This is a genomic window from Streptomyces sp. NPDC090442, from assembly GCF_044769405.1.
GTDB lineage: Bacteria > Actinomycetota > Actinomycetes > Streptomycetales > Streptomycetaceae > Streptomyces.
In genome coordinates this window covers 1-1,167 of the sequence record NZ_JBIVXW010000281.1, presented here as the reverse complement: position 1 = coordinate 1,167, position 1,167 = coordinate 1, and the positions used below count along the sequence as shown (strand labels likewise).

Annotated in this window: 1 protein-coding gene; it reads left to right on the top strand. The window is 66.6% G+C overall.

Features of this window, described 5'->3' with window-relative positions; genetic code table 11:
* Positions 1-149: 149 nt before the first annotated feature.
* The gene (locus ACIQU6_RS45045) at positions 150-1,034 is read left to right on the top strand and encodes a group II intron maturase-specific domain-containing protein (RefSeq protein ID WP_403488587.1); all 885 of its coding nucleotides are present in this window, start codon (positions 150-152) and stop codon (positions 1,032-1,034) included.
* Positions 1,035-1,167: the final 133 nt, after the last annotated feature.

The following is a 1,167-nucleotide window of genomic DNA, read 5'->3' as shown; positions in this document are numbered from 1 at the left end:
ACGCCGATTATGCTGAACTTTCAAAAACTGGACTGCAGGTCCGTCACGCTCTCGCCTCCGCGGTCGGCATAACCCGACGTGCGGCATAAGCAGACGATCTTGTCGCGCTCTGCGAGACCCGCGCCCAAGTCGAAGAGGTCAAGGCGCGGTTGGCGGCATGGCTGGGATCCAGGGGACTGACCTTCAACGAGGACAAGACGCGCGTCGTCCGCCTCGAAGACGGGTTTGACTTCCTCGGTTTCAACATCCGCCGGTATCGCAGCGGCAAGCTGCTGATCAAACCGAGCAAAGCGGCCGTGCGGCGCATCCGGAAACGGCTCGCCGCCGAGACGAGGGCCCTTCTGGGGGCCAACGCCGAGGCGGTGATCGGCAAACTCAACCCCATCATCCGGGGATGGGCCGCCTACTACCGGACGGCAGTTTCCAGCAGGACTTACGCCCAGCTGGACCACTACGCGTTCAAGCTCACCTACAAGTGGGCCAAGCGCAGCCATCCGAACAAGTCGAGGCACTGGGTTGTGGACCGGCACTTCGGCATGTTCAATCGATCCAGGCGCGATCGGTGGGTGTTCGGCGACCGCGACAGCGGCGCCTACCTCGCCAAATTCGCTTGGACGAAGATCGTCCGGCACCAGATGGTCAAAGGCAGGGCGTCTCCGGACGACCCGGCCCTTGCCGACTACTGGACCCAGCGGCGACGCCGCCGGAAACCCCCGTTGAGCACGACCGGGCTGCGGCTTCTCCAAGCCCAGCACGGCCGTTGCCCGCTCTGCGGGGAACTCCTGCTGCACGCCGACCACGAGCCTCAGAGCCCAGAACAGTGGGCGCAATGGCTCAAGGTCATCCGCAAGGCGGCCCGCCGACAGGCGATCGTCACCAGCGGAGCGGGAACGCCGGACGTACTCGCCGCACCCAGCCTCGTGCACGCTCACTGTCGACGCCGACTCGACACCCGACCAGTGCTTCTGCCCGCCCGCGAGCCCACAGGGGCTTGCTTGAGCCCGGTGCGTTTAACGGCGCACGCCGGGTTCTGAGGGGGCGGCGGCGCAGCAATGCGCCGCCGCTACCCGACCCGCGATGCGGACCGAGGGCATCGCTGAGCAGTTCCGCCAACACCCCGGCGTGAAGGCCGAGGTCGACGACGGCTACCGGGGCCTCGCGAACGAG